This is a genomic window from Methylobacterium sp. UNCCL125 (genome assembly GCF_900116795.1).
GTDB classification, from domain to species: Bacteria; Pseudomonadota; Alphaproteobacteria; order Rhizobiales; family Beijerinckiaceae; genus Methylobacterium; species Methylobacterium fujisawaense.
Map to the genome: position 1 here is coordinate 1 of NZ_FPBW01000010.1, position 19,332 is coordinate 19,332.

At 70.9% G+C, this 19,332-nt stretch carries 17 protein-coding genes; 9 read left to right on the forward strand and 8 right to left on the reverse strand.

The window, feature by feature from the left end; all coding sequences use genetic code 11:
- From BM396_RS11540 to BM396_RS11550, 3 genes are all read right to left on the reverse strand, one after another.
- Positions 1 to 778, reverse strand: a 778-nt coding sequence (locus BM396_RS11540; RefSeq protein WP_091994811.1) for a polysaccharide biosynthesis/export family protein, incomplete at its 3' end; no start/stop codon positions are given.
- 193 nt (positions 779 to 971) lie between these two features.
- Positions 972 to 2,462 (reverse strand): LTA synthase family protein, encoded by a 1,491-nt coding sequence (locus tag BM396_RS11545; protein WP_043388890.1) that lies wholly within the window; start codon positions 2,460 to 2,462, stop codon positions 972 to 974.
- Between the two features lie 218 nt (positions 2,463 to 2,680).
- Positions 2,681 to 4,183, reverse strand: coding sequence for a capsular polysaccharide export protein, LipB/KpsS family (locus BM396_RS11550; RefSeq protein ID WP_043388917.1), 1,503 nt, complete (start codon positions 4,181 to 4,183; stop codon positions 2,681 to 2,683).
- 335 nt (positions 4,184 to 4,518) lie between these two features.
- Here BM396_RS11550 and BM396_RS11555 point away from each other — a divergent pair, with 335 nt between their 5' ends.
- The 4 genes from BM396_RS11555 to BM396_RS11570 all read left to right on the forward strand — a co-directional run bounded on the left by BM396_RS11555 (position 4,519) and on the right by BM396_RS11570 (position 8,036).
- Entirely contained in the window at positions 4,519 to 5,826 is a 1,308-nt protein-coding gene (locus BM396_RS11555) for a capsule biosynthesis protein (protein ID WP_043348864.1), read from the forward strand.
- Positions 5,827 to 5,935: 109 nt separating this feature from the next.
- A complete protein-coding gene (locus BM396_RS11560) occupies positions 5,936 to 6,703 on the forward strand; it encodes an SDR family NAD(P)-dependent oxidoreductase (protein ID WP_043348866.1) in 768 nt (255 codons plus the stop codon).
- The gene (locus BM396_RS11565; RefSeq protein WP_043388887.1) at positions 6,703 to 7,563 is read left to right on the forward strand and encodes a formyl transferase; all 861 of its coding nucleotides are present in this window, start codon (positions 6,703 to 6,705) and stop codon (positions 7,561 to 7,563) included. The genes BM396_RS11560 and BM396_RS11565 overlap by 1 nt, the downstream gene beginning before the upstream one ends.
- 62 nt (positions 7,564 to 7,625) lie before the next feature.
- Complete coding sequence (locus tag BM396_RS11570; RefSeq protein WP_043348870.1) at positions 7,626 to 8,036, forward strand: flagellar basal body rod protein FlgC; 411 nt, start codon at positions 7,626 to 7,628, stop codon at positions 8,034 to 8,036.
- On the opposite strand, the gene BM396_RS11575 is transcribed toward BM396_RS11570, so the two are convergent.
- The 3 genes from BM396_RS11575 to BM396_RS11585 form a co-directional block, all read right to left on the reverse strand.
- Positions 8,020 to 9,423 carry an amino acid permease gene (locus BM396_RS11575; RefSeq protein WP_043388884.1) on the reverse strand — a complete coding sequence of 468 codons (1,404 nt, stop codon included), beginning with the start codon at positions 9,421 to 9,423 and terminating at the stop codon, positions 8,020 to 8,022. The genes BM396_RS11570 and BM396_RS11575 overlap by 17 nt on opposite strands.
- 117 nt (positions 9,424 to 9,540) lie before the next feature.
- Positions 9,541 to 10,215: a hypothetical protein gene (locus tag BM396_RS11580; protein ID WP_051976354.1), complete on the reverse strand. Its 675-nt coding sequence runs from the start codon at positions 10,213 to 10,215 to the stop codon at positions 9,541 to 9,543.
- On the reverse strand, positions 10,208 to 12,208 hold the full coding sequence (locus BM396_RS11585; protein ID WP_043388880.1) for a hypothetical protein: 2,001 nt from the start codon (positions 12,206 to 12,208) through the stop codon (positions 10,208 to 10,210). The genes BM396_RS11580 and BM396_RS11585 overlap by 8 nt, the downstream gene beginning before the upstream one ends.
- A 479-nt stretch (positions 12,209 to 12,687) precedes the next feature.
- Here BM396_RS11585 and rpsO point away from each other — a divergent pair, with 479 nt between their 5' ends.
- The 3 genes from rpsO (at position 12,688) to BM396_RS11600 (ending at position 16,390) form a co-directional block, all read left to right on the forward strand.
- Complete coding sequence (gene rpsO / locus BM396_RS11590) at positions 12,688 to 12,957, forward strand: 30S ribosomal protein S15 (RefSeq protein WP_012317943.1); 270 nt, start codon at positions 12,688 to 12,690, stop codon at positions 12,955 to 12,957.
- A 208-nt stretch (positions 12,958 to 13,165) separates the two neighbouring features.
- Positions 13,166 to 15,385 carry a polyribonucleotide nucleotidyltransferase gene (gene pnp, locus BM396_RS11595; RefSeq protein WP_043388877.1) on the forward strand — a complete coding sequence of 740 codons (2,220 nt, stop codon included), beginning with the start codon at positions 13,166 to 13,168 and terminating at the stop codon, positions 15,383 to 15,385.
- 783 nt (positions 15,386 to 16,168) lie between these two features.
- Entirely contained in the window at positions 16,169 to 16,390 is a 222-nt protein-coding gene (locus tag BM396_RS11600; protein ID WP_043354986.1) for a YgaP family membrane protein, read from the forward strand.
- Positions 16,391 to 16,470: 80 nt separating this feature from the next.
- Here BM396_RS11600 and BM396_RS11605 read toward each other — a convergent pair whose 3' ends face one another.
- Entirely contained in the window at positions 16,471 to 16,734 is a 264-nt protein-coding gene (locus tag BM396_RS11605) for a GlsB/YeaQ/YmgE family stress response membrane protein (RefSeq protein WP_043354988.1), read from the reverse strand.
- Positions 16,735 to 16,916: 182 nt separating this feature from the next.
- Here BM396_RS11605 and BM396_RS11610 point away from each other — a divergent pair, with 182 nt between their 5' ends.
- Both BM396_RS11610 and BM396_RS11615 read left to right on the forward strand, forming a co-directional pair.
- Positions 16,917 to 17,273 carry a RidA family protein gene (locus BM396_RS11610; protein ID WP_043354990.1) on the forward strand — a complete coding sequence of 119 codons (357 nt, stop codon included), beginning with the start codon at positions 16,917 to 16,919 and terminating at the stop codon, positions 17,271 to 17,273.
- Positions 17,270 to 18,397 carry a polyamine ABC transporter substrate-binding protein gene (locus BM396_RS11615; RefSeq protein ID WP_051976353.1) on the forward strand — a complete coding sequence of 376 codons (1,128 nt, stop codon included), beginning with the start codon at positions 17,270 to 17,272 and terminating at the stop codon, positions 18,395 to 18,397. The genes BM396_RS11610 and BM396_RS11615 overlap by 4 nt, the downstream gene beginning before the upstream one ends.
- A 151-nt stretch (positions 18,398 to 18,548) precedes the next feature.
- Here BM396_RS11615 and BM396_RS11620 read toward each other — a convergent pair whose 3' ends face one another.
- Positions 18,549 to 19,220, reverse strand: a complete 672-nt coding sequence (locus tag BM396_RS11620; protein WP_081948906.1) for an ankyrin repeat domain-containing protein — start codon at positions 19,218 to 19,220, stop codon at positions 18,549 to 18,551.
- Between the last annotated feature and the right edge of the window lie 112 nt (positions 19,221 to 19,332).

A 19,332-nucleotide genomic window follows, 5' to 3' on the forward strand; every position in this document is an offset into this window, starting at 1 on the left:
CGCGCACCAGGGTGAGCACGTCGTTGGGCCGCAGGTAGATGTTCTCCTTGGGGTTCGACACCACCGTGGTCAGCGGCACGGTCGCGGTCACCGGGCCGCGCGAGAGCCGCACGAAGGTCTCGTTGACCGGCGCGCGGTTGCCGCCGGCGGCGGCGATGACGTCGAGGATGCGGTCGCCGTGGCCCGAGAGCGGCAGGCGGGCGCCGGCGGCGCCCTCGCCGGTGACGGTCACCGCCTGGCTGATCGGCCGGGTGACCGAGACCAGCACCTGCGGCTGGATGGCCTTGCCGGCGAGCTCGTTCTCGATGAGCGCCTGGACGTCCTGGGTGCGGCGGCCGGCGACCTTGATGCGGCCGGCATAGGGCACCGAGATAGCGCCGTCGCGCCCGACGGGCTGCTCGGGGATGAGGGCGGACTTGGAGCCCGCCGAGAAGCGGTCGGCCACCAGCGGCCCGGAGAACAGGCCGCCCGACCCGGCTTCCCAGATCGAGACCGAGACCATGTCGCCGACGCCGATCACCGGCTCCGAGGAGGGACGGTGGTCGCCGAAGGAGGCGAGCAGGCTGTCCAGCGGCCGGCCGCGCAGGGCTTCGACCACCGAGGGCGTGACGTCGATGATCTCGTAGCGGGCGATCAGGCCGCCGTCGGCGGTGGCCACCTCCGCCCCCGCCTGGATCGCGCCCGCCGTCGGACCCGCCGCAGGCAGGTAGGTGCAACCCCCTGCAGATCCCGCCGCCAGAGCGGCCATCAGGGCGGTGCGCGCCGTCTTACGCAGCATCACAGAGACTTCTCCTCGCCGACCCCGCGCCATCGCTGGCCCGGGCCGGGACATCCAGTTTGACCGCCAAACGCTGCGATCGCTTTAACGGCCGCGCCGAACCGGCGGCCGCCTCGCGGACGGTCGCGCTATCCGTGGGCAATGCGTCACCAGCGTGGCACAGCCACGCTTATGGCGCGCAAGCTTAACCTTATCATGTCCCGGCAGCCATGTCCGCCGGTGCGCTCGCGAGAATCCCCCGCAGCGCCCGCCCGAGCTCGTCAGCGGCGATGTCGATCTGAGCCGGAGCGCCCTGCGGTTGGCCGAAGCGGAACAGGGCGTAGTCGGTGGTCCGGCCTCCAAAGCCCGGCTTGCAACTCGGCAGCGACGGTGCGTGGTCACCAAACACGCAGAGCGTGATGGTCTGGTGGCGCTCGCGGGCGATGACGTCGAGGCCCGCCACGATGTCCTCCACCATCTGTCCGGTATTGGCGACGTGGTGGAGATACTGGGCCTGCGGGTCGTCGATGCCCGGCAGCCGCCCCGGCTTCCAGGGGCCGTGGTTCTCCATGGTCACGCAGAACAGGAACAGCGGCGTCTGCCGGGCCCGGACCTCCGCGAGGAGGCGGTCGCCGAGGGCGATGTCTCCGACATAGGGGCCGACTCGCGGCGTGTCCGTGAAGGCTTCGCCCATCACGAGGTCGGCGAAGCCGAAGGCCTCCATCACCCGTGCCCGGCGGAAGAAGTCCCTGTGGAACGGGTGCAGGAACAACGTGCCGTAGCCCCGTCCGCGGGCGAGCCTGGCGAGGCTCGTCGGCTCGTCCCCGCTCCGGGACGTGTAGGGGTCGTACCGGCCGAAGCCGAGGCTGTCGGAGGGCCGGCCGGTGAGCACCGCGTGCTCGCTGCGCATCGTGTAGGCACCGTGCGCCGGGACCCGAAGGCGCCCGTACTGGGCGGCCCGGGTGCGGAACAGGTCCATCACCGGCAGCTTCGTGCCGCCCAGCCGCTCCGGATCGACGAAGGATTCCAGCTGGATCACCACCACGACGTCGTCGCCCGGCCCGTGCGGCAGCGCCGGCGCCTCGGGCACGGGCTCACCGCCCGCCATCGCCCGGGCGGTGTAGCCCAGAAGGCTCGCCGGCAGGCCGACCCGGGTCACGTCCGACTCCAGGTCGGGCTGGGGGAACCACCGGGCGATCAGCCCTGCGAGCGGCGGGCGCGGCGCGGCCTTGACCAGCAGCCAGAGCGCGAGCGGCAGGCCGAGCAGGGCCAGGACGCGCGGCAGCGTGGCGGCGGGCAGCACGCTCGGCTCGGTCCGGTACCAGAACACGGTCACCGCCAGGGTGAGCAGGACCGGACCCGCGATGCGCGGATCCCACAGGGGCGGGATGTAGTAGAGCTGCGGATGCCGCGGCACCTGGGGCAGCAGGGCGAAATCGCTGAACAGCAGCGGCTCGCCGATCACCGAGCGCTTGGCGCGGCTGACGACGATGAGGATCGCCACCGTGATCACGCAGGTCAGCCCGGCGAGCCAGGGGCGCCAGGAGAATGCGAACCAGAACAGCAGGATCAGCAGGTAGCCGAGCAGCCGCAGGCCGAGATCCCGCGGCGCGAGGCTCGCCCGGCTGAGCGAGTCGCCCGCCAAAACCTCCAGGGCGAGGCAGACGGCGAGCGCGAGACCGGTGGCGATGAGGAACGTCGTCAAGACTCGGACACTCGGCGTGGGGCGGGCCTGCTCTCCACCGGAATCCGGTCCGGCGGGAAACAGCGCGCGGGAGCAAGGAGTTGCGAGCCGTTCCTGATCCGGAATGATCGGGACCGGCCCCGGGGCGGGCTGCTGAGGTCTGACTCTAGCAGCGCGCGCTATCGCTTTGGTGTCACATCAGAGTCTCGTGAAACCGGATTCCGCGCGACGGCCCCGGTCTAGCGCGGGCCGCCTCCGGCCTCGCGGCCGACGCCGCGCCGGAGGCGCAGGGCCCGGACCACGGGATTGAGGAGGCCGTAGCGCGCGCGCATCACCAAATGGGCCGTCCGGCCGAGGGAGAGGGCGTTGCGCGGCGCCGCCGCCCGGGCCGCGCTCAAGCGGTCGAGGAGCTGCTCCGGGCTGCACGGCTTCATCGCCACGGGGTCGAGGTAGCGCGAATAGAGGATCATGGCGCCCGCCACCAACTCGTCGAGGCTCAGCTGGCGTCCGCGATCGGCGCCCGGCGCGAGATCCTCCGACAGGCCCCAGCCCGAGTAGAACGGCCGGCCGTGCGTCGCCACGCTGAGTCCGCGGATCAGGGCCTCGAATCCGGCCAATGACGTCATGGTCTCGACGTGATGCACCCGGTCGAGGAGGTCGACGATGCTGATGCCCGCGACGATCCGGTCGGCCAGGGTCAGGGCCTCCGCTTCCGGGATGATGCCGGGACGGAACCCGGCCTCCACGTCGGGATGCGGCTTGTAGAGCAAGAACGCGTCCGGATTCCGCCGCCGCGCCGCCTCCAGCAAGGCCCGGTTCGAGCGGACCAGCGGCGAACCGTGACGCACCGAGGCGTCGTCTTCCACCTGCCCCGGCACCAGCACGATCCGCCGTCCGACGGGCCAGTCGAGGGCCGCGGCGTCGAGGCCGACATTGTACTTGCTGAGCCGGCGCGCCACGACCTCCTCGCGCAGGCGCCGCGCCCGGGCGACGAGGTCCGGGGTGAAGTCGGCCTCGGCCAGCAGGCGCTGCAGGCGGCTCTCCCGGCGCGGGTCGTAGTAGATGCCGAGGTCGTCCACCACCACGGAGGCGCCGGGCTGAAGGCTGGCGCCGAGGCCCACCGAGCGCAGGAACCCGTCCTCCACCCGGGCGAGGGGCAGGCCGGCCCGCGCGCAGGCCTCCTCGAGCTGGCCCGGGGCCCGCGTCGCCCAGGCGAGGAGGCGGCCGTCATGGCGCCGCCCCGCCGCGATCGCGGCCTCGGTGGTCATGGTGTGGATCGGCCGGCCGGCGGGCCCGGCGCCGAGGACGTCCAAGGCGGGCCGCTTCCAGCGGGACATCCCGACATAGACCACCCGCCGGTCGTTCTCGGCGAAGCGCGCGGCGAGCCATGCCACCCGCTCGGCGCAAGTCGCGCGGTCGATCGGCAGCCGGGTCCAGGGGTCGAAGTAGTGGACGCCCCCCTCCCCGCCGACCGGCGCCCCGTCGAGGCTGATCCGCAGGGATGCGAAGCCGGTCTCCGGCGAGTCGTACGGGCTCAGGAGCGGCCCGGGGGCGACCACGAGGCGGCGCCGGCCCGTCAGCGCCAGAATCCGCGCGGCCAAGCTTCCCGCGCCCCAGACCGCGCCGATCGCGCCCGGACGCGCCGCCCCGAAGGCGAGGCCCGTCGCGGCCTCGATTTCCGCCCGCAGGCGGCGGATCGTGCGGCCGGTCGCATAGAGCGACGAGGTCGGGTCAGGGGGCATGGTCGGTGCGTCCGGCTCCGGTCGGGTGAGGTGCTGGGCCCGCCTGTAGCGCATTTTCGTCGGCCTGGGATGTGGTGCAAGGCGGGGACAACCTGAGCGCGCGTCGCCGTCGCCACGTCCTGGAAAGGATTTGGACATATCGTCGCCGCGATTGCCCGCCTAATCCGAAGGCTGAGCCGCAGGCGTGCGACCGTTGCAGACGGGCCACGCAGGCGCGGAAATGCCATGCCGCGGCATGGCTTCGGATTGCGGGCCCGCCGGGCGCCGTGCCACCTCAAGAGTCTCTCGTCGGTTCGGTTCATCCGGCCCTGGGTCAAGGACAGAAGCGCCGCGGAATGCAACAGCCCGCCCTCGACGTCCCTCGCGACCGCCCCGCGACCTTCCTCTTCCTGCAGGGCATCGCGACGCCGTTCTTCTCCGACCTCGGAAAGGCGCTGCGCGCACGGGGACACACTGTCCGGCGCATCAATCTCTGCCCCGGCGACTGGCTGTTCTGGAGCGGCGACGCCGACAATTACCGGGGTCGCCGCGAGGCCTGGGGCGAGTATCTCGAGGCCTATCTCGACCGCGAAACCGTGACCGACATCGTTCTGTTCGGCGATTGCCGGCCGTTCCACAAGGCCGCCCGCATGATCGCCGAGTATCGCGGCCTGCGGGTGCATGTGTTCGAGGAAGGCTATATCCGGCCGAACTGGATCACCTGCGAACTCGGCGGCGTGAACGGCTTCTCGTCCCTCCCCCGGACGGCCGCCGAGATCCGGGCTCTGGCGCGGCGCCTGCCGCAGCCCGGCCGGGCGATGCCCTCGACCGGCGACATGGCCCGCCGCAGCGTCTGGGACGTCGGTTACAACCTCGCCAACGTCCTGTTCCCCTACCTCTTCCCGCATTTCCGCAGCCATCGGCCGACCCATATCGCCGCCGAGTATGCCGGCTGGGTCAAGAAGTTCGCCCGCCGCGCCCATACCCGCCGCGAGGCGGCGCGCTGCGACGAGATTTACCGCGCGGTCGGCTGCGACTACTTCCTGCTGCCGCTCCAGCTCGACAGCGACTACCAGATCCGGGTCCACTCGCCGTTCCTCGGCGTCGAGGGCTTCATGGACCGGGTGATCAAGTCTTTCGCGGACGGCTCCTCGGCGCCGACCCGGCTCCTGGTGAAGCTGCACCCGCTCGACAGCGGCCTGATCAACTGGCGCAAGTTCGCCCGCGCTTCGGCCCGCCGCCACGGCGTCAGCGATCGGCTGGACTTCATCGACGGCGGCGACCTCCCGGCCCTGATCAAGAGCGCCCGCGGCGTGGTCATCGTCAATTCGACGGTGGGGATGCTGTCCCTAGAGATGGGCTGTCCGACCCACGCGGTCGGCACCGCGATCTACAACATGGCCGGCCTGACCCATCAGGGCGATCTCGACAGCTTTTGGAAGAGCCCGACGCCGCCGGAAATGGACCTGATGGCGGATTTCCGCCGCGTCGTCCTGCACCGGACCCAGGTCAATGGCGGCTTCTTTTCCAAGGAAGCGATCGACCGGGCCGTGGCCGGCTCGGTTCCGCGGATGGAATCGGCCCTGCCCGATTCGATGCTGGCGGCGGCGCGGGCGGTCGTCGAGGCGGCCGAGCGGGACGGCGAACTCGCGCCGGTCTACTGACCGGCCGGCCGCCGACCCGTCGTCATTCGGCGGCCTTTGATGCGGCTTTCGCCGCCGGTGAGTCTTTCGCGACCTTGATCTTTCCATGCGCGGCGGCGTAACCCGCCCCATGCCCCGCATTCTGATCACCGGCGCGTCGAGCGGCATCGGCGCCGCGCTGGCGCGCCACTACGCGCAACCCGGCGTGAGCCTCGTCCTCGTCGGACGCAACGCCGAACGCCTGGAGGCGGTCGCCCGCGACTGCCGTGCCAGCGGCGCCACCGCCGAGACCGCCCGCCTCGACACCCGCGACCGGGCCGCCACGGTGGCGCTCGTGCGGCAGTCGGACACGGAGGCGCCCCTCGACCTCGTCATCGCCAATGCGGCGGTGAACGGCGGCAATCAAGAGGGGCAGGTGGAGGCCGAGGACGTCGCCTTCGAGACCGCGGACATCAACTACACCGGCTCGCTCAACGTGATGCTGCCCGCTTTGACGCGGATGCTGGAGCGCGGGCGCGGTCAGATCGTGCTGCTGTCGTCGCTGGCGGCCTACGCGCCGCTTCAGGACGCGCCGGCCTATAGCGGCGCCAAGGCGGCGCTCGTCGCCCACGGCCTCGCCCTGCGCCAGAAGGTCGCGCCCCGGGGCGTGAAGGTCAACGTCGTCACGCCCGGCTACGTGAAGACGCCGATGGGCGGCGAGTTGAAGGGCTGGCGCCCCCTCGAGATCAGTGCCGAGGCGGCCGCCGTGCGCATCGCCAAGGGCATCGCGGCCAACCGCGACGTGATCGCCTTCCCCTTCATCCTCACGGCGCTCGCCCGCACCGTGCTGCTCCTGCCGGAGAACGTCCGCAAGGCCGGCCTCTACGCCTTCCGATTCCAGCGCCGGAAGCGGCGCTGATGGCGCGGCCCCGGATCGCGCTGTTCGTCCTGGAGGCGCTGCCGAACGCCCGCGTGGTGCGCCGGCTGGTCGCCGATTACCGGGCCGACATCGCGTTCGTGGGCCTCTCCAATGCCGAGCGGCCCTCGAGCGGCGGCCTCACGGGCCAGATCCGGCGACACCTCGCGCGCTCGGGCACTGGGATCCTGCCGTATCTGGCGGTCAATTTCGGCCTGCCGGACCTGCTGCGCCCTCTGGCGCCCCTGACCCAGGCGGCGTCCGGAAGCGGCGACGCGCCGGAGGCGACACCGCTCAAGACCCTGTGCCGCCGCATGGACATCCCGACCGTGACGGTCGACGACGTCAACGGTCCCGAGGTCGCGCGGACCCTGCGGGACACGGCGCCGGACCTGATCCTCACCTACCATTTCGACCAGATCCTTAAGCCCGAGACGATCGGGCTGGCGCGGCTCGGCGGCATCAACGGACATCCCGGCCTGCTGCCGCGCCACCGCGGTCCGGTGCCGACGATCCACGCCCTCGCCGAGGGCCCCGGCAGCTTCGGCATGACCCTGCACCGGCTGGCGGCCGCGATCGATACCGGGGCGATCCTCGCCCAGGAAGCCGTGCCGCTGCCTGCCGGCACCACCGCCACCCGGGCCGCCGTGGCGCTGCATGCCCACGGGCGCGGAATGCTGGACGGGCTGCTCGACACGATCGACCGGACCGGTAGCCTGCCCGAGGGGCGGACCGAGCCGGTGCTGCCCTACTGCCCATTCCCGGACCGCGCGATGCTGGCCTCCCTGCGCCGCCGCGGGCTGCGTCTGACGGATGGGCAGGATCTCCGCGAGGCGCTGAGCCTCTCCGCCCGGGCGTCTTAACCGCGGGTTAAGGCTGTTCGGCAAGGTTTCGGTCAGATCCTCGCCGTCGACAGGGCCCGCGCATGCCGGATTCCAGCGCCCTCCACTCGGCCTCCAGCGCGCTGGCCGCCGGCCGGCAGGTGCAGAGCGGGCGGATCCGCGCGATCTCCGAGAACCTCGCCAACGCCGATTCGGTCCCGACCACCCCCGGCGGCGCCCCCTATGCGCGCAAGATCGCGGTGTTCGCCCCCGTGGTCGCCGACGCCCCCGGAGACCCGGTCGGCCGGATCGTCCGCGACACCACCGGCTTCCGTAGCCGCTACGACCCGACCAATCCCGGTGCCGACCTCCAGGGCTATGTCCGCCTGCCGAACGTGAACATCGCGGTGGAATCGGCCGACCTGCAGCGGGTGATCCGGAACTACGAGCTCAGCCTCAACGCCTCGTCGTCGATCAAAACGCTCACGCAGGCCACGATCAACCTGATCGGCTGAACCCGGCGTGCCGCCGGCCGTAGCCGGCGTAGATCGCGAGGCCGATCGCAAGCCAGATCGCGAGGCGGATCCAGGTGTCGGCCGGAAGGGCGGCCATCAGCGTCACGCAGGACAGGATCCCGAGCCCCGCCGTGAGCGTCACCGCCGGCACGCGGAACGGACGCGCCCGGTCCGGGGCGGTGCGGCGCAGGATCAGCACCGTGGCGCAGACGAGGCAGAAGGCCAGGAGCGTGCCGATGCTGACGATCTCGCCGAGCACGTCGATGGGCACGAGCCCCGCGACACCAGCGGTGAACACGCCGATGACGAGCTGGCTCGCCACGGGCACCCGCGTGACCGGATGGACCCGGCAGAAGATCTCCGGGAGGAGTCCGTCCCGGGCGATGGCGAAGAAGATCCGGCTCTGTCCGTAGAGGGCGGTCAGCGCCGAGGTCGTCAGGCCGATCAGGGCGCCGACCTTGATCACGGTCGAGAACCCCGACAGGCCGATCACGTCCACCGCCTTGGCCACCGGGTCGGCAACGTTCAGATCGCGATAGGGCACGAGGCCGGTGAGGACGGCCGCCATGGCCACGTACAGGATCGTGGTGATCAGGAGCGATCCGATCAGGCCGACCGGCGCGTCGCGCTGCGGCGCCCGGCACTCGCCCGCGGCCGTCGCCACGGTCTCGAAGCCCACGAAGGCGAAGAACACCACCGCGGCGCCGCGGAACACGCCGCTCCAGCCATAGGCGCCGAAGGCGCCGGTATTCTCGGGCACGAAGGGGTGCCAGAGTTCGGGCCGGAGATGGGCCGCGCCGACGCCCACGAAGGCCAGGATGATCGCGACCTTGCAGGCGACCAGCAGCCCGTTGACCAGGGAAGCTTGCTTCGTCGCGCGCATCAGGAGCGCGCTGAGCAGCAGCACGATGCCGACGGCCGGCAGGTTGACGAGCCCGCCATCGCCGGGCGCCCTGGCCAAAGCCGGCGGCAGATGCAGACCGAACTCCGCCGCGAGCGATTGCGCGTAGCCGGACCAGCCGACCGCCACGGTCGCCGCCGCCACGGCGAATTCGAGGACGAGGTCCCAGCCGATGATCCAGGCGGGGAGGCGGCCGAGGCTGGCGCGGGTATAGGTGTAGGTGGATCCCGCCTCCGGGATCATGGCGGCCAATTCGGCGTAGCACAGGCCGACCAAGCCGCAGGCGATGCCGCCGATCACGAAGGAGAGGCTGAGCGCGGGACCCGCATACTGCGCCGCCGCCGTTCCGGTCAGCACGAAGATGCCGGCGCCGATCGTGGCGCCGAGGCCGATGGCGACGAGGCCCGGAGCGGTGAGGCTCCGGGCGAGCTCACGCCCCTCCCCGGCATCCGCACGCTCATTCTTGGTCATCGCGGGATCCGCCATCGCGTCCCTTCTCCCTCGCCCGGATGGTCATCTGGCACAGTCCATGCCGGGATGCCGGCCTCCCCGGAGGCGTGACCAAATCCGGTCCGGTCCAAGTCCTGTCGTTGGCGGACCAGCCTATCGCGGCACCACGCCCGCGGACCCGTCGGGCGCTCCCGGATCGCGGGCGGCAGACGGGGCGGACGCTGCGGCGTCGATCATCCGGGTGTCGGTCCGGAATGCCCGGGCCACGAGGCCGCAGAAGCGGATGAAGGCGCGGCCCTGGGGGGTGATGACGTAGCCGTCGGCCGTCTGCGCGACGTTGCCCGAGGCCTGCTGCTCGGACAGGCGCCGCTCCATCTGCCGGAAGGCGCCGAGATAGACCGTCTCGAACACCGTCCGCGCCCGCTCCGGGGTGAAGCGCTCCTCGGGATGGGCTGCCATCTGGCCGAGCAGGAACACGCTGATCGAGCGGTCGACCGTCACCGGCAGGATCACGAAGGCGCTCAGGTTGAGGGCCAGCGACAGGACGCAGGCGCCGAGGGCGTCCCGGCGGCGCAGCCCCCAGGCCCGGCCGAGGCCGGCCAGCGCCGCCGTCGCCGCCAGGGTCAGCAGGAAGGCCACGCCCAGCAGGATCAGGCCGCGGTAGAACAGGATGGTCACGCCGGACCAGAGATCCGTCTGGAACAGCAGCACGAAGCAGCCGAGGCCGAGGGCGACGGCGCCGGCCTGAAGCAGCGCCTGGGCGCAGAGCCAGCGCACGACCTGTCCGGCGCGCCGGCCTGCGGGGGGGCTGGAGCCGGCGTCAGTCATGAAGATCCTCGACCCGCAGGATCCGGACGAGTGGATCGGCATAGACCGCTTGGTGCCGCCAGACCCAGGAATCCGGGCTGCTCCAGGGGGCATCCTGCGCGGTGACGACCAGGGCGCCGATCCCGGCCGTTTCGGCCCGGCTGCGCACCTCGCGACCGTCCAGGCGGTCGCGGAAGATCGGCGCGACATCGGCGAGCCGGGACGCCACGGCCTCGGGCGGGGCGCCGAACAGCCGCGCCTCTGCGTCGGCCACTCCCGTCGGCTGGAGCCCGTAGAGGCCGAAATCGAACACCCGCCGCGGCACGGGCGATTGCTGCAGCACCAGATCCCGGGGCAGGTGCAGGCCGGCCCAGGCATAGGCCGCACGCAGCGCCCGGTCGATGTCGGGACGGCCGGCCAAGCGGGCGAAGGCGGGCCGGTCGGAGGCGGAATAGGCGCGCATCCCGACGAAGCCGTAGAGGGTCGTCGCGTATCCGAGGATCAACAGCGTGGCGAGCAGGCCGGGGAACCGGAGTCGCCGCGCCTCGACCAGGCGGCTCAGGGCCACGACGGTCCAGACGAGGGCCGCGACCTGCGCCAGCAGGACCACGCGGGCGCCGAGGTCGTTGTTGAGGATCGCCGAGCGGAGGAAGCCGCCGAGGAGCAGGCTGGCCGCTGCGCAGAGGGTGAGCAACCGTCCCGCCTCCCGCGCATGCGCTTCACGGCGCGGGACGAGCCGCCAGAACAGCAGCGTCCCGGCGGCGAAGACGCCCAGCGCCACGTAGTAGTTCAGCGGCAGCAGGACGATCCGGAGCGCGCTCAGGGCGGGCTCGTCGACGAGTCCGTCGAGGGGCCCGAATCGCCGGATCGCGAGTCGGATCGGCGAGCCACCATCGGTCCGGTTGGCCAGGATGCTCAGCAGGCAGGGTGCGGCCAGCGCGGCGCTGAGCAGGCCGGCGACCGCCAGCCGGGCCGCGGCGCGCCCGCGGCGCTCCAGGCCCAGCAGCACCAGCCAGATCCCCGCGGCGGTCGCCGTGCCGAGACAGACCCAGACCGACAGGCCCGCGCAGGCCGCGAAGGCCAGGCCCGCGACACCGATCGCCACGGCTTCCGTATGCCGACTCGGCTGCGTGCGGTCGGCCACCTCGGCCAGCGCCAGGAGGCCGAGCCATCCGGCCAGGGCGCCGGCCACGTGGTGCGGCACCCAGACCAGGGAGGCGGGCCAGTTGAGGACCTGCTCGTTCACCCATTCCGGAACCGGTAGCCAGGTCCCGGACGCGGCCCGATCGGCGAGGACCAGCAGGATGTCGAGGCCGCCCGCCGGCAGCAACAACAGCACCGCGCGGCGGACGAGCCGGGGCGCGGCGTCTCCCAGGAGGCCGGTCGCGGCCAGGAGCCGGTCCAGCAGGCCGAGGAGCGCGAGACCGGTCCAGAAGGCCAGCCCCGCGAAGGCGGTGCGCCCGTCGACGAGGCGCCCTCCGACCCCGTCGACCAGCGCGGTCAGCGTATAGAACTCATAGTAGTAGCCCGCCCGATCGGGCCGGGCGAAGAAGGGATCCACGGGCGGAAGCCCATGCGCGACGATCGCCCGTGTGAGGGCCGCGTGCTTGACGAGGTCGATGACCGTCACGGGCTGATAGAGGGCGGTGCCGGTGTCGATGTCGATCAGCGCATAGGCCACGACGCCGAGCCAGAGTGCGGCGAGCGCCAGGACCGCCCGGTTGAGGGACGTCCGCAGGCTTCGCAGGGCCGGAAGCAGCGCGGCGAGTCCCAACACGCCATTCGCCAGTGCCGCAGCCGGGACGCCCGCTGCCTGGATCACCAGGCTGTCGAGGGCGGGCAGGAGCCCGATCCCGAGGAGCGCCCCGCACAGCAGGCGGTCGCCGGCCGCGAGCGCACGGAAGCCGAGGATGCCGGTCAGCCTGCCCAGGGCGTAGCCCGGCAGGAGGACGAGGGGGATGCCGAGCAGCGTCGCCACCACGACGCCGCACGCATCCGAGAGGGTGCCGTTCATCGCCGGGCCGCGTTTCGTGCTCCGGCTCGGCTACCATGCACGCGTTAACCGTTCCCTTGGAAAATCCGGGGCCCCTTGGTGCGGCGGCTTCGCGCCCTGTCCTTGCGCAGGATCGGGGCCGTTTCCACGAGCGTTCCGCCTGTCGGGGCCAGGGCCGCGGGGGCGTCGCGAGCCCGATGCCCGTTCCCGGACGGGTGCTGCGCCAGGGGGCCGCGGCTTGGCACGACCCGGCCCGGCCCGGCGGAGCCGGCACGCGGGTCGCCGCGAGAACCGTTCAGTCGCGACCGCTTCGCCCAGGGCTGGCATAATTGGCGATTTCGTGTATGGATCGCGCGGCCTCGACCCGGGTTACCGGGCGGGGCTTGAGCCGCTTGGCGCTGTGACCGTGCTGGACGACATCCCGGCACCGGCCGAACGCCGAGCCCGCGCGCGCCCGAACGGGGCGCCGCATCCGACCAGCACAACCCGAAAGGCATGCGATGTCGATCACGGCAGAGCGCAAGACCGCGCTCATCAAGGAACACCGCAAGGACGCCAAGGACACCGGGTCCCCCGAGGTCCAGGTGGCGATCCTCACCGAGCGGATCACCAACCTGACCGGCCACTTCAAGACCCACGGCAAGGACAACCATTCCCGCCGCGGCCTCCTGAAGCTGGTCTCGCAGCGCCGCTCGCTGCTCGACTACGTCAAGCGCAAGGACGAGGCCCGCTACCGCGCCCTCATCGAGCGTCTCGGCATCCGCCGCTAAGGCGCGTTTCGCGCGGTTCCGGGCCCGGCCCGGGGCCGCGTTTCACCATCGCGGGCTGCCGGAATGGGTCCGGCCTCCCGACAAACGGGCCGCTTCGAGGCGCCGGCATCGGGGCAGGATCGCACGACACTTCAGCGGGAAGTGTCGCGCCGTCTTGCCCCCGGGCGGCGCCGGGCCAGGCCCGTCGCAGGCAAGGAAGAGATCAAGAATGTTCGACGTTCAACGCGAAGAGCTGATGTGGGGCGACCGCAAGCTCGTCCTCGAGACCGGCAAGGTCGCCCGTCAGGCCGACGGCGCCGTGGTCGCCACCTACGGCGAGACCTCGGTGCTCGCCACCGTGGTCGCCACGAAGGAGCCCAAGCCCGGCATCGACTTCATGCCGCTCACCGTGAACTACCAGGAGCGGGCCTACGCGGCCGGCCGCATCCCCGGCGGCTACTTCAAGCGCGAGGGCCGTCCCTCCGAGAAGGAGACCCTGGTCTCCCGCCTGATCGACCGCCCGATCCGTCCGCTCTTCGTCGAGGGCTGGCGCAACGACACGCAGGTCGTCGTCACCGTCCTGACCCACGACCTCGAGAACGATCCCGACATCGTCGCCATGGTGGCGGCTTCCGCGGCCCTGACCCTGTCGGGCGTCCCGTTCATGGGCCCGATCGGCGGCGCCCGCGTCGGCTACATCAACGGCGGCTACCGGCTGAACCCGCTGGTCACCGAGACCAAGGAGGAATCCAGCCTCGATCTCGTCGTCGCCGGCACGCAGGACGCGGTGCTGATGGTCGAGTCGGAGGCTAAGGAGCTCTCCGAGGACGTGATGCTCGGCGCCGTGATGTTCGGCCACAAGCATTTCCAGCCGGTGATCGAGGCGATCATCCGCCTGGCCGAGAAGGCCGCCAAGGAGCCGCGCGACTTCAAAGCCCCCGAGAACGCCGACGTCGAGAAGGCGGTCCTGGAGATCTGCGAAACGGAGCTGCGCGCCGCCTACACCAAGACCGTCAAGCAGGAGCGCTACGCCGCCGTCGACGCCGTGAAGGCGAAGGTGATGGCCGCCCTCTGCCCCGAGGGTGCCGAGAAGTTCCCGGCCGAGAAGGTCAAGGCCGCCTTCAAGGAAGCCCAGTCGAAGGTCGTGCGCTGGAACGTGCTCGACACCGGCTCGCGCATAGACGGCCGTGACCTGAAGACGGTCCGCCCGATCGTCTCCGAAGTCGGCGTCCTGCCCCGCGCCCACGGCTCGTCGCTGTTCACCCGCGGCGAGACCCAGGCCCTCGTGGTCGCCACGCTCGGCACCGGTGAGGACGAGCAGTTCATCGACTCGCTGGAAGGCACCTACAAGGAGCGCTTCCTGCTTCACTACAACTTCCCTCCCTATTCCGTCGGCGAGACCGGCCGGATGGGCTCCCCCGGCCGTCGCGAGATCGGCCACGGCAAGCTGGCGTGGCGGGCGATCCGCCCGGTCCTGCCGCCGGCCCACGAGTTCCCCTACACGATCCGCGTCGTGTCGGAGATCACCGAGTCGAACGGCTCGTCCTCGATGGCCTCGGTCTGCGGCGGCTCGCTGTCGCTGATGGATGCGGGCGTGCCCCTGCGCCGTCCCGTGGCCGGCATCGCCATGGGCCTCATCCTCGAGGGTGAGCGCTTCGCGGTCCTGTCCGACATCCTCGGCGACGAGGATCATCTCGGCGACATGGACTTCAAGGTGGCCGGCACGGACGAGGGCGTGACCTCGCTCCAGATGGACATCAAGATCGCCGGCATCACCGAGGAGATCATGCGGGTCGCCCTCGATCAGGCGAAGGACGGGCGCGCCCACATCCTGGCCGAGATGGCCAAGGCGTTGACCGCTGCCCGTCCGGAGCTCGGCGAGTACGCGCCGCGCATCGAGACGATGCAGATCCCGACCGACAAGATCCGCGACGTGATCGGCACCGGCGGCAAGGTGATCCGCGAGATCGTCGAGAAGACCGGCGCCAAGATCAACATCGAGGATACCGGCATCGTCAAGATCGCCTCGGCCGACGGCAAGGCGATCAAGGCGGCCTACAACTGGATCCGCTCGATCGTGGCGGAGCCGGAGGTCGGCGTGATCTACGACGGCACGATCGTGAAGTGCATGGAGTTCGGTGCCTTCGTGAACTTCTTCGGCGCCAAGGACGGCCTCGTCCACATCTCGGAACTCGCCGCCCAGCGGGTCGCCAAGGTGCAGGACGTCGTCAAGGAGGGCGACAAGGTCAAGGTGAAGTTCCTCGGTCAGGACGACCGCGGCAAGATCCGCCTGTCCATGAAGGTCGTCGATCAGCAGACCGGCGAGGACATCACCGAGAAGGTGAAGGCCGAGCGCGATTCCAGCCGCGGCGAGCGGGACGGCGAGTCCCGCGAGCCCCGCGAGGGCGGCCGTCACCGCGGCGAGCGCCGCCGCGAGGCGGGCGAGTAAGCGCGCGCACGCACCCCGTGCGGGCTTCGGCCGGCGCGGGATGGTTCAGATGGGCGCGGTCCTACGGGGCCGCGCCCTTTTTCATGGCGCATCGCCCCGCCTCCGCCCGGAGCGGTGCCCCCTCCCTCATCGCGGGCGCGGCGACGCGCACCCGCACGGAGCCTGCCCGGTTCGACTGCATGGGGGCTGCGATGGGTGGCTTCGCGACGGTTCACGTCCCGGCTGCAGACGCACCGAAGCGGACGTCGCTGCCACGCCTGCGCATGGCCCGTCTTGGCGATCAGCGCCCGTCGCTCGTCATCTCGCGAGTGGGGCGACGGCCCAAGCCGTTCCGGGTTTCAGGACATCGCGCGTCTGCGCGATCCACGCGGACAAGGGCGCCAGCCGAAGGCCAAACGGCGGATACAGGCCCTGCGCCTTCGATGTGTAAGAGGCCTGATCGACGGCGACCGGTGATCCGCGAGGGCGATCACCCAGTCCGGAGGACACGCATGCGCGGCCTCCGCAAGGCGCCGCAGCACGGCCCGCGGAGTCTCCGGCCCGGCGGCGCGTCCACGGCGTCGTCGAGCACCCGCAGCCTCGCCTCGGCGGGTCACGGGCCGGCGCAGCGCTAGGGCGCCGCGCTGGAACACCGGGGGTGTAAGCGAGGACCAGGATCGCCACCGCGTCCGGCACCCTGCGCGACGGGTCCGGCGGCATCCGCGGCCGCCCCGTCCGACCGCGAAGGGAACGCAGCCGGCGCGCCCGCGTTCGACCGGCGACCTTCACAACAGGGATCCGTCCATGGCCAACGACATGATGCACGACATCTTCAGCGGGGAGCCGAACATCTCCACCACCGAGCGCGCTGTCTCGGTGGCTCTCGGGCTCGGGATCGCGGCCGTGGCCGCACAGCCGCGGCCCAACAAGCTTCTGAGCCTGCTGGCGCTCGTCGTCGGCGTCGGCCTGGCGGTGCGTGGCGCGACCGGCCACTGCGCCGTGAAGGCCGCCTCCGAGCATTTCTGAGCGCGCAGGCCGATCGGACGACAAAGAAAAAGGGGCGCCCCGCGGGGCGCCCCTCATCGTTTCCGGGTCGGCCGGAAGGATCAGTAGGTGGTGGTGCGGCGGCCGGCGATCATGCCGTAGATGAACAGAACCACCACGGCGCCCACGATGGCGCCGATGAAGCCCGCTCCCTGGTTCGGCCCGTACCAGCCCACGGCCTGGCCGAGGAACGTCGCCACGAAGGCGCCGACGATGCCGAGGATCGTCGTCAGGATGAAGCCCGCCGGCTCATTCGGTCCCGGCATGAGAAACTTGGCGATGACGCCCGCGAGGAAACCGATGATGATGGTCCAGAGGATACCCATGACAAACCCCAAAGCATGACTGTCGATGGCGGCAGAACGCTTCGAGACCCGCGACGGTTGCCCGCACCCTGCCCCGCGGTGACGATTTTCCGCGTGTTCCAGCGGTGCGTGCGTGTGTGGCCCTTTACGGCCGGGTGGGTGCGACGGCAGATACGCCGGTTCTCAAGGTTGTGGAGGCGGGTATGGACATTCAGCGGATCGAGCCGGGCAAGCGGATGTCGCAGGCCGTCGTCTTCGGCGACATGGTCTATCTCGCCGGTCAGGTCGCGTCCGACACGGTCGGCACCGGGGTGACGATCCAGACCCAGCAGATCCTGTCGGAGATCGACCGTCTCCTGGCCGCCGCCGGCAGCGACAAGGCACGCATCCTCGCGGCCACGATCTACCTCGCCGACATCGCGACCTTCGCGGAGATGAACGCCGCGTGGGATGCCTGGGTCTCCCCGGAGAACCCGCCGGCGCGCGCCACCGTCGAGGCCAAGCTCGCGGCGCCCGAGTACCTCGTGGAGATCGTGATCGTGGCCGCGAAGAGCCGATGAGCGGCCGCCGTCGCTCGGTGCTGGCGGCCGCCGCGGCCGCCCTGCTGGGAGGCGTCCTGGCGGCCCTGCCCCTCGCGCGGCCGGCCCCGGCCGCCGAGGAGCGGGTCGTCAACATCTACAATTGGTCGGATTACATCGACCCGAAGGTGCTCGAGGCCTTCACCCGCGAGACCGGCATCAAGGTCGTCTACGACACCTACGACAACAACGAGATCCTGGAGACCAAGCTGCTCGCCGGCCGGTCTGGCTACGACATCGTCGTGCCATCGGGGCCCTACCTGCAGCGGCTGATCCGGGCCGGCGCCTTCCTGCCGCTGGACAAGTCCAAGCTCAAGAACCTCGGCAATCTCTGGCCGGAGGTCACCAGCCGGCTGGCGGCCTACGACCCCGGCAACACCTATGCCGTCGACTACATGTGGGGCACGACCGGCATCGGCTACAACGTCGCCGCCGTCCGCGAGCGGCTGGGTCCCAATGCGCCGCTGAACTCTTGGAGCGTCGTCCTCAATCCCGCTTCGGCGAACAAGCTGAAGGAGTGCGGGATCATGATGCTCGACAGCCCCGAGGATCTGATCCCCAGCCTGCTCCCGGTCTTCGGCGCCAAGGCGGATTCGAAGCGCTGGGACGACCTGACCCTGGTGACCGACGCCCTCTACAAGGTGCGCGGCGCCGTGCGGAAGTTCCACTCGTCGGAATACATCCAGGCGCTGGCCAACGGCGATATCTGCCTGGCGGTGGGCTATTCCGGCGACATCATGCAGGCCAAGCGCCGGGCCGAGGAGGCCAAGAACGGGATCGACATCGCCTACGTGGTGCCGAAAGAGGGTGCGCTGATGTGGTTCGACACTTTCGCGATCCCGAAGGATGCCGCCCACCCGGCCGAGGCCCTGGCCTTCATCGACTACATGATGCGGCCCGATGTGGCGGCGGCCAACACCAACTTCGTCTCCTATGCCAGCGGCAACCTCGCGGCGAAGAAATTCGTGAAGCCCGAGATCCTGAACAATACCGGCATCTACCCGGACGAGGCGACGATGCAGCGCCTGTCGATCAACACCGCCTGGGACGACCGCACCCAGCGCTTCGTCACCCGGCTCTGGACTCGGGTCCGCACCGGGCGCTGACGGGCGAGAGCCCGGGGCAGGTTCGTGTGCCTCTCGGGCCCCCGCCGATGCGATGTCCCGCGGGGGCTTCGCGGCGGATCGGACGGATGGGGCGTGGCCGGCCCGGGCATGCCTTGGCCGTGCTGACGCGTCGGACCCTGTGGATGCCACGTCAGCGCGCCTCGTCCAGCGGGATGTCGTGATTGATCAGCCAGGTGCGGACGGCGGAGCGGGTCTGCCGCGCGGCATCGTTCAGCAGATGATCGGGCGTCGTGAAGAAATACGGCTGGAATGTCTTCTGCTGTGCATTCCGCAGCGTCGGGTCGAGGCCGGCCTGAAGCAGCCTCAGCACCCACGGGTTGGCCGCACCGACCTGCGCTGCCAGATGGAGCAGGGAATTGCCGGTGTCATCGACCCGGTTCGGATCCGCGCCGGCCTGCAGCAGCGACGCAATCTGTGCCTCCCGGCGATTCTGGACTGCACGGAACAGGGGCGTCCAGTGACGGCGCGCGCTCACGGGATCGACCGGCGCGCCGTGCCGCAGCAGGATCTCCAGATAGTGCGGATCCTCGACCATCGCGGCCATGTGCATGACGGTCTCTTGGTCGAGGCCCGGTTCGGACGGGTCGGCGCCGGCCTCGAGAAGCGCGGACAATGCGCGCGGCTGCCCGTTCCAGATCGCCCATTCGAGGAGGGTCATGTTCTGGTCGCCGCGGTCGGACAGGTTCATGCCCGGGGCCAGCGCGGCGATGCCGGCGAGATCGCCGCGGGCGACGGCGGCGGCGATGGGCGCAAGGTGCAGCCCTCGGAACGGGTCCCTGTGATGCCCCATCGGTATGGACATGACCGATCGCTCCCCGGCGCCCCGTGATTCGGCGCTGTGTGACGCGGTCCATGTGATCGGAAAGGACAGGGCCCCTGCAAGGCCTGCTGCCGGGGACAAGCGCAGGCGTTCG